The following is an 8,627-nucleotide window of genomic DNA, read 5'->3' on the forward strand; positions in this document are numbered from 1 at the left end:
GTATAGTGGACAGCGTTGCAAGACGCGATAATCGCGAGAAATGGAAGATTATGACTGACGACAAGGACTTCGGATACACAGGGTCCGCCGGGGACTCGGCCTTCGATTTCCCCACAGCCGCGGCCCCGTCTCCCGACGAGGCGCAGACCGTCACCATGATGCCGCTTGGCAACCCCGGCGTTCCCACGGCATCCGGTGTGGCATCCGGTGCCGCTGCTGGAGCATCCACCGTGGCATTCACCCCTATGAACTTCAGCGCGCCCTCGGCCGCGGCGGCCGAGGCGACGGCATCCCCCTTCGCTCCAGTGAACGGCGGCACGGTACCGCCGACGGACAACGGACGTGCGGCCTTCGCCGCGGCCGGCGACCCTGATGACGCCGTCATCGCAGTGAAGCACCGCAGGAAGAAGCCGGTGGCGCTCATCGTCGTGCTGTCGATTCTCGCCGCACTCGTCGTGCTGTTCGCCGGCTACGTGTTCGGCGGCCAGTACTACTTCAAGGACAAGGCCGCTCCGGGAGTCTCCCTCGGCGGCGTTTCGGTCGCCGGCCAGACCGCCGATGAACTGAAGACCACGGTGGACAACGCCGTGAAGAACTCCTCCGTGAAGGTGACCACCACCAAGGGTGCGTCCACCACCGCATCGCTGTCCGAGCTCGGCGTGACCGTCGACGTGAACAAGACCGTGGATAAGCTGCTTGCCGCCACCAAGAGCAACGCGCTGTCCACCGTCAACCCGTTCGCCAAGAGCGAGGTCGGCCTCGTCACCTCCACCGACAAGCTCGCCATGAGCACCTACCTGTCCGACAAGCTCATCGGCGACGATGCCCGCGTGGTCAACGCCAACGTCGAATACAACGCCGACGACAACCGGTTCGTCGCCACCGAATCGCGCGACGGCGAGTCGCCGACGATCGACGGCGTGGTCAATGCAGTCAACGCGCTGGCCACCGACCCGGGCACCACCAAGGCAGTGACCATCGACACCGAAACCGTGTCCGCCCCGATCAGCGACAAGACCGCCACCGATGCGGCCGCCGCCGCGAACAAGCGCATCGACTCCGACATCGTGATCAGCAACGGCGCATCCAAGAGCTTCACGATCCCCTCATCCGAGATCGCCAAGTGGATCAAGACCACCGGCGATCCGACCAAGGGCACCATCGAACTGACCTACGACGAGGACGCCATCAAGTCCTATCTGGCAAGCACCCTGCCCGACAAACTCAAGCAGGATGCCGTGGCCGAGGAGAACGTCGTCAACAGCAAGGGCACGGTGATCACCACCAGCGTCAAGGGCGTGGACGGCGTGGAGGTGTCCGGCACCGACAACACCGCGACCCAGGTACTCACCGCCCTGCAGAACGGCACCGGCAGTGAGATCAAGGCCGACGTCAAGGTGACCAAGCACGAGACCAAGTCCCGTCAGGTCAACTACGACGTCGAAAACGGCGATCCGCACATGGTGATCAACCTGAGCGAGCAGAAGGCCTACGCCTACAACGGCACCACGCTCGTCAAGACCTTCGATGTCTCCACCGGCAAGACCAGCACCCCCACCGATACGGGTACGTTCTTCGCCACGCTGAAGTACCAGACGCAGACCATGCGCGGCGAGGACTACGTCACGCCGAACGTGCAGTGGATCACCTACTACAACGGCGGTGAGGGCTTCCACGCCGCACCGTGGAACGTCGCCGGCATCGCCAGCGGTACGCCGAAGTCGCATGGCTGCACCAACATGAGCACCGACGATGCCAAGTGGGTGTACGACTTCCTGCCGATCGGAGGCATGGTCGAGGTCGTGGGCAGCACCCCCACCTCCGCCGTCCGCTGACGTCACGTCGATTCATGACAATGACCGAATGGTAACCGCCTGACGGTAGGCTGGGAGTATGACAGACGAACAGAATACTGAAATGACCGCAAGCGACATCGCCGCGGACATCGCCGTTCCGGAACATCTGCTCTACTCCGACGACCACGTGTGGGTCGATGATTCCGTGGACCCGGCGGTGCTCGGCATCACCGAGTTCGCCACAAGCCAGATCGGCGACCTCGTGTTCGTGGATCTGCCCGAGGTCGGCACCCGCGTCGAGGCCGGTGACGAGATCGTGCAGCTTGAATCCTCCAAGGCGGTTTCGCCGATGATCAGCCCGGTGGCCGGAGAGGTCAAGTACGTCAACCGCGAGGCGTACGACGATCCCAGCGTCGTTGACACCGATCCCTATGGTGAGGGCTGGCTGGTCAAGATCGAACTCGACGATGACGAACCCGATCTGCTCAGCGCGGACGAATACGCCAAGGTGGCCCATGACTGACGTCACCAAGACGATCGGAGAACCCGACTCCGGGCGCTCCGATCAGTTTTCCGGCTCCGAGGAGCCGATCATCGCGCAGCCCGCCAGCTCGAACTTCGACGCGGCGGGCCGCTATGAGCGCATCGACATCAAGCCGTTCGCCGTGCGCATTACCCGTCGCGTCATCACCCGCACGTTCGGCCTGTGGAGCCGCATCTCCACGACCATCGTGAAGCGCATGGGCTGGTTCCCGCGCGTGGAACCCTACGTGGGCTATGGCACCGGCGCTTACTCCCGACTGATCTGCCGCACCGTGTACGCGCCGATCAACCGCGTGTCCGGGCTGGTGCAGCGTGGCATCCGCAATGCGTTCATGGTTCCCGCGGCGGGCATCCGCGTGCGCATCAGCATCGACAACACCGAACTGCGCACCGTGCAGGTCGGCGTCTCCGAAGCCTATGACGCCGTGGACAACAGCCGTGCCAAGAGCAGCGAATACGCCATCTCCGATGTGCAGGGCTATCTCGATCTGGTCACCGAACGCGATCTGACGCCCGGCGTGCATGACGTGTCGTATGTGGTGGACGGACGCCGTCCCTGCCACGCCCCGCTGTACACGTTCCCCGCCGACGCGGAGGTCGGCATCATCTCCGACGTGGACGACACCGTGATGGTCACGCAGGTTCCCAAACTATGGCGGGCCGTATACAACATGCTGTTCCTGGATCCGAGCAAACGCATGTCCGTGCCGTCGATGTCGGTGTTCTATTCGAAGCTGAGCGAGCAGTTCCCCGACGCGCCGTTCTTCTACCTGTCGACGTCGCCGTGGAACGTGGAGAGTTCGATCCGTCATTTCATCGACGAGCATGGATTCCCTGAAGGCCCGCTGCTGCTGCGCGACCTCGATCCGCGTCCCAAGACGTTCATTCCGACCGGCGTGCAGCACAAGCTCGAGTTCGTGGAACAGCTGATGGCCGACTTCCCGCGCATGCGGTTCATTCTGATCGGCGACGACGGGCAGAAGGATCCGACCACGTATGCGACGATCGCCCGCCGATACCCCGGTCGTGTGATTGCCATCGGCATTCGCCAGCTGTCTCCCGGCGAATCCGGCCGCCCGCTGCAGCGAGTGACGGGCGTGACCGCATCGCGGCCCACACCGGTGACCGACGTTCCGGTGTTCTACGGCCTCAACGGCGTGAATCTGATGAAGACGATGCTGCCGTATCTGCGCAACCTGTTCAAGTAAGTTCTGTAGCCGTCATGTCCGTTGCCTGGCATGACCTGATACGTGGTGATCGCCCATAGCCTATCGTGGACGTGAGTGTCACAATCCTGCGAATTAAGTGAGATACTGAAATTTATGACTGTTGACAATGTTTGGTCGGATATCACCGGACTGATGCCGCCCAAGGCGGTGAAGGAGCCGAAGCTGCGCAACGCGCAGGGGGAGACGTTCAACGATCCGTACGAGTGGATGCGCGACAAGGATTCCGAACGCGTGCAGAAGTTCGTGGCCGAGGAGAACGACTATTGCGAGCGCCGCATGGCCGGTCTGAAAACGCTGCGTGGCACGCTGTTCGAGGAGATCAAGACCCGCGTGCAGGAAACCGATATGTCGGTGCCGACGCGCATGAACGGCTACTGGTATTTCACGCGCACCGAGGAGGGCAAGCAGTACGGCATCCAGTGCAGGGTGCCGATTCGCGGCGAGGATGACTGGGATCCGCCGTCGATCAGCGCGTCCGCCATGCGCGGCGATGCGCTGGGCGGCGAGGAGATCGTGTTCGATTGCAACGCGGAGGCCGAGGGACACGATTTCTTCAGCGTCGGCGGGCTTGATCTGAGCCATGACGGCCGCTATCTCGCGTACAGCGTGGATACGGCCGGCGACGAACGATACGATCTGCGCGTCCGTGATCTGCAGACCGGGGAGGATTTCCCCGAGGTGATCACGGAGGTGTCGGGTGGTGGCTGCATCACGCCGGACGGCCAGTGGCTGTTCTACACGCGCGTGGACGACGCCTGGCGTCCGTATTGCGTGTGGCGTCATCGTGTGGGCACGCCCGCCGATCAGGACGTGCAGGTGTACAACGAGCCCGACGAGCGCTTCTGGGTGGGCGTGGGAACGTCGTTCGATGAGGAGCATATCATCATCGAATCGAGTTCCAAGACCACGTCCGAGGTGCTGATGCTGCCGGTGACCGATCCGGAAGGCGAGTTCCAGCCGTTCATCGAGCGCATGCCCGGCGTGGAATACGACGTGAGCTTCGCCCGGTTCGAAGACGATGGCGGCGACATTCCGGTGGCGTTGGTGATCCACAACGTGAGGAACCCCAACTTCGAGATCGACGTGATCGACATGCGCGCGCACAAGCCGCCGTACACGCTTGGCGAGGGCATGCGCGTGGCGCAGGGTTCGCCGGCGGGCTGCGAGCCGCCGCAGGGCCGCAAGTTCACGCCGGCCACGCGCGCGATCCGATATGAGTCGGTCAGTTCGCTCAGTGAGATCTCCGACAATCCGGAGATTCTGCAGGGCGTGCAGGGTCTGCGCATCGAGGGCATCGCGATGTATCGCAACTTCGTGGCGCTGTCGTACCGTGCGAACAGTCTGCCGCAGCTGGCCGTGATGCCCAAGTACGCGGCCAAGGAGGATTTCCTCGCCGGACGCCCGTGGGGATTCGGCGGAATCGTGCCGCGTGTGCCAGGCAAGCTGTATTCGATCGGCATGAGCGGCAATCCGTCGTATGATGCGCCGCGCATCCGTTACACCACGGTGAGCTATACGCAGCCGGGCGAGCTGCACGAATACGATCCCGTCACCGACACCGATGTGCTGCTCAAGCGCTCGCATGTGCTGGGTGACTTCGATCCGTCGGATTATGCGGAGAAGCGCATGTGGGTGCGTGTGCGCGACGGCGAGCATGTGCCGGTGTCGCTGGTGTGGCGTCGCGGTCTGGTGCCGGCGCTTGAGGGCACGAAGGAGGGACTGACCGACGAGCTGATTGAAGCGCCGCGTGAGCTGATTCTCTCGTGGGAGGACATGTCGGCGCGCTACGACCGTCGTGAGGCTCCGATGTTCATCACCGGCTACGGTGCGTACGAGATCAGTTCGGATCCGAGCTTCTCCGTGCCAAGGCTGAGCCTGCTTGATCGTGGTGTGCTGTATGCGGTACCGCATGTGCGCGGCGGCGGCGAGATGGGCCGTGCCTGGTACGAGCAGGGTCGCAAGCTCAACAAGATGAACACGTTCATCGATTTCATCGACGTGACGGCCGCATTGCAGCGCAACGGCATCGCCGATCCGAAGCGTACGGTGGCGAACGGCGGTTCCGCCGGCGGTCTGCTTATGGGCGCGGTGGCGAACATGGCCCCGCAGCTGTATGCGGGCATCGAGGCGGACGTGCCGTTCGTGGACGCGCTCACGTCGATTCTCGACACCTCGCTGCCGTTGACCGTGACCGAATGGGATGAGTGGGGCGATCCGCTGCACAATGCCGAGGTCTACCGGTACATGAAGCAGTATTCGCCGTACGAGAACGTGAAGAACGCCGACGAGCGCGAGCAGGAGTTCGGCACCCGTCAGTTCCCGGCCATGTTCATCACCACGTCGATGAACGACACCCGCGTGCTGTATGTGGAGCCGCTCAAGTGGCTGGCCCGTCTGCAGGAGCCCGAGGTGGAGGTCGACGCGGTGGCGAAGATCGAGGTGGAGGCCGGTCATGGCGGCGTCACCGGACGCTATAAGCGCTGGCAGGAGATCGCCTACGAGAACGCATGGTGCCTTGCCGCCATGGGCATCGAGGAGTGATCATCGCAGGGTGATCGCAACCGCGTATACCGCATATCACGTATACCGCACATCAATTGGGCGATGATGGGATCGGCATGATCCTGTCATCGCCCAACTCATATTTCAATTGATATTCGCAGTGATTCGTGGCATTTGGTCGGTATCCGGCTACCGTAGATCGTCGTCGTGCACGCCGACCAGTGCGAACGTGTACCGTCCCCGTGCGTCCTCGTAATAGTGCAGACGACGGGCCGAATGCCCCTGATCCAGATAGATACGCCACACCTTCTCGCCGTGCGGTCCCACACGGAACGGATCCTCCGCGCCCGACCCGGTACGCAGTCGGTGGCATTGCCTCGACTTCGACTGCTGCGCGATGCCGGTCAGTACCTCAAGGGCGGCATCCACCACACGATCACGATTGATCTGCGTCTTCTCCAACGAATCGAAGAACGCCGACGTGTAATCCCACGTATCAGGCAGACGCCGATGCGGCTTGTCGGCCGCAGGGAACCGTAGCGCCCACGCCTCGCGAATCCACATGGTGAACCGGTCACGCTCGAAGACGAGTCGTTCCCGATCATTACGGAACAGACCGCGCAACGTTCGATACTGCTGCCCCTGATAGATGCGGGCACGCCGCTGACTGATGGCATCCTCGCGCAGGGACGCGTTCTGACGACGCAGATCATGCAGTTCGGTGGACATCCTCCGATTCGCACGCTGCTCCTCGCCGATCTGCGCGGCCAACGTCATGATCATCTCCGCGGCCTCGCCGCCGGCATCCTCCGGAATCAGATCACGCACATCGGTATCGGCATCGATCACGATGGCACGCTGACGCTCATCCGCGCCAGGCTTCAACGCCCCCTGATCCTTCGGGCTCAGCCAGGGCGGGCCGCCCTCGACCAGCGCCGGGGCGGGACGGATATGATCCTTGTCCGCCTCCACGAACGAGACAAGCCAATCGTTCTGATCGGTGCCGCGTGCCACGATCAGCATGGACAGCACGGTACCGCGGTCGAGCAGCAGACGCAGATCCTCATGCTCGTCGAACGCATCGCCCAACGCATCGCTGGCCTCCACCAGAATCTTCATGCCGGGGTAGAGCGTCACCATGCAATAATCCATGCGCACGGTGTCAACGCGACCAAGCACGGTGTCACCATCCGCATAATCCGCGATCGCGTCCTTGCCGGGACGGATGGCAAGACCGGAGATCATGCGATCACGCGGATTGAACTCGCCGTGGATCACCTGACCGCGTGCCAGCACATGATCGGCGGGAATGCCATCCGTCTCCGGAGGCAGCGTCACCGAAGCCATGCCCCCGGACGTCAGCCGGGCTATGCCGCGTTGCGGATACACGCCGATCACCGTGGCTGTGACCGGAACCGTATGCTCGGGAACGGCGGGCGCGTTCGTGGAGTAGGCGTGGGCCAGCATGCCCACCGTGTCGTCGATGAGCTGCCGGCGTTGTATCCTGCGCTGCTCGTCGGTGAATCCGCCATACGGGCCGCCCAGCAGCCCCGGATCATCCACCCATTCGAGATTCGGCGGATAGGCGCGCAGCATGCCACCGTACACCTGTGCGTCGGGTGGCAGCGCCGCGGTAAGATTCCACGCGGTCTTGGCGTTATCCAGTTCGAACACGATGGCCGTGGATTCCAGCTCCCGGGCCAGGGATTCGGTGTCAAACACCGGCAGATGCGTGGTTGACGTTCTCGTGGCCACCACCACGGGGATGCGACGCTCGGGATCGGTGAGATATTCGGCCAGTTCCTCGGCCTGATCCTCCAACACCGGATGCACCAGACCGTCGGCCTTGTCTCGGATCGCGGCGGTGATCAGCCCCTCCGATTCGGCGAGCGCGGTCGGCTCCACATCCGGGCCGTCTGAGATCACCGTGTCCGATTCTGACGCATTGACGTTGCCGGACGAATCGACAGTGCCGGGCGCTTTGGCGTTGCCTGGCACATCGCCGCCGCCGGCCGTCGTGGAACCGCTCGCGCTCGCGTTCATCACCATCTGATTCTGCCGGATCTTCTGCTCCTGCTGTTCGATCGCGATCTGTCGGGCGACGGCACCGCGGACATCGTTGCAGAACGCCTTGCCGGTGATCTGATGGTCGAGCATGAGTCGTGCCTCACGGTAATTATCGGGTTTCCACCATCGTGAGGTGCCGGGATAGATGCGTACCGCGCCGCCGAACACCGACCGTTCCCTGCCCATGCGATCGGTGAACTGAAATCCGGCTTCCGTCGTGTCGATGATGGCGACGTCGATGTCGAAATCATCAAACAGTGCCTGCGGGTCGATCCTGAGTCGATCGCCATCCTTCTTATGCGTGACCACGACCGTCGGCCGGTCCCGTCGTGACTTGCGCAGATAACGCACCAATGCGATCACATCGTCAAGCGAACGGATATGGACGGGCGAATCCGCCGGAAATCGTGAACTATACGGGTCTGTACTCATAGGCATCATCCTTCATGTAGTTCGATTGTACGTGGCGATGCGCGGTCGACCCCGGAAC

Annotated in this window: 5 protein-coding genes; 4 read left to right on the top strand and 1 reads right to left on the bottom strand. The window is 62.8% G+C overall.

Annotated elements, in window-relative coordinates; all coding sequences use genetic code 11:
• Window positions 1-50: 50 nt before the first annotated feature.
• The 4 genes from EP30_RS02785 to EP30_RS02800 all read left to right on the top strand — a co-directional run bounded on the left by EP30_RS02785 (window position 51) and on the right by EP30_RS02800 (window position 6,109).
• Window positions 51-1,835 (top strand): L,D-transpeptidase, encoded by a 1,785-nt coding sequence (locus EP30_RS02785; protein WP_140555973.1) that lies wholly within the window; start codon window positions 51-53, stop codon window positions 1,833-1,835.
• Window positions 1,836-1,917: 82 nt separating this feature from the next.
• Window positions 1,918-2,319 (top strand): glycine cleavage system protein GcvH, encoded by a 402-nt coding sequence (gcvH, locus tag EP30_RS02790; protein WP_094664827.1) that lies wholly within the window; start codon window positions 1,918-1,920, stop codon window positions 2,317-2,319.
• Window positions 2,312-3,547, top strand: coding sequence for an App1 family protein (locus EP30_RS02795; protein WP_258185328.1), 1,236 nt, complete (start codon window positions 2,312-2,314; stop codon window positions 3,545-3,547). The genes gcvH and EP30_RS02795 overlap by 8 nt, the downstream gene beginning before the upstream one ends.
• Before the next feature lie 114 nt (window positions 3,548-3,661).
• Window positions 3,662-6,109, top strand: coding sequence for a S9 family peptidase (locus EP30_RS02800; protein WP_140555978.1), 2,448 nt, complete (start codon window positions 3,662-3,664; stop codon window positions 6,107-6,109).
• A gap of 150 nt (window positions 6,110-6,259) precedes the next feature.
• Here EP30_RS02800 and EP30_RS02805 read toward each other — a convergent pair whose 3' ends face one another.
• Window positions 6,260-8,569: a hypothetical protein gene (locus EP30_RS02805; protein ID WP_140555980.1), complete on the bottom strand. Its 2,310-nt coding sequence runs from the start codon at window positions 8,567-8,569 to the stop codon at window positions 6,260-6,262.
• Between the last annotated feature and the right edge of the window lie 58 nt (window positions 8,570-8,627).

Source organism: Bifidobacterium sp. UTCIF-39 (assembly GCF_006408715.1).
Taxonomy (GTDB): domain Bacteria; phylum Actinomycetota; class Actinomycetes; order Actinomycetales; family Bifidobacteriaceae; genus Galliscardovia; species Galliscardovia tissieri.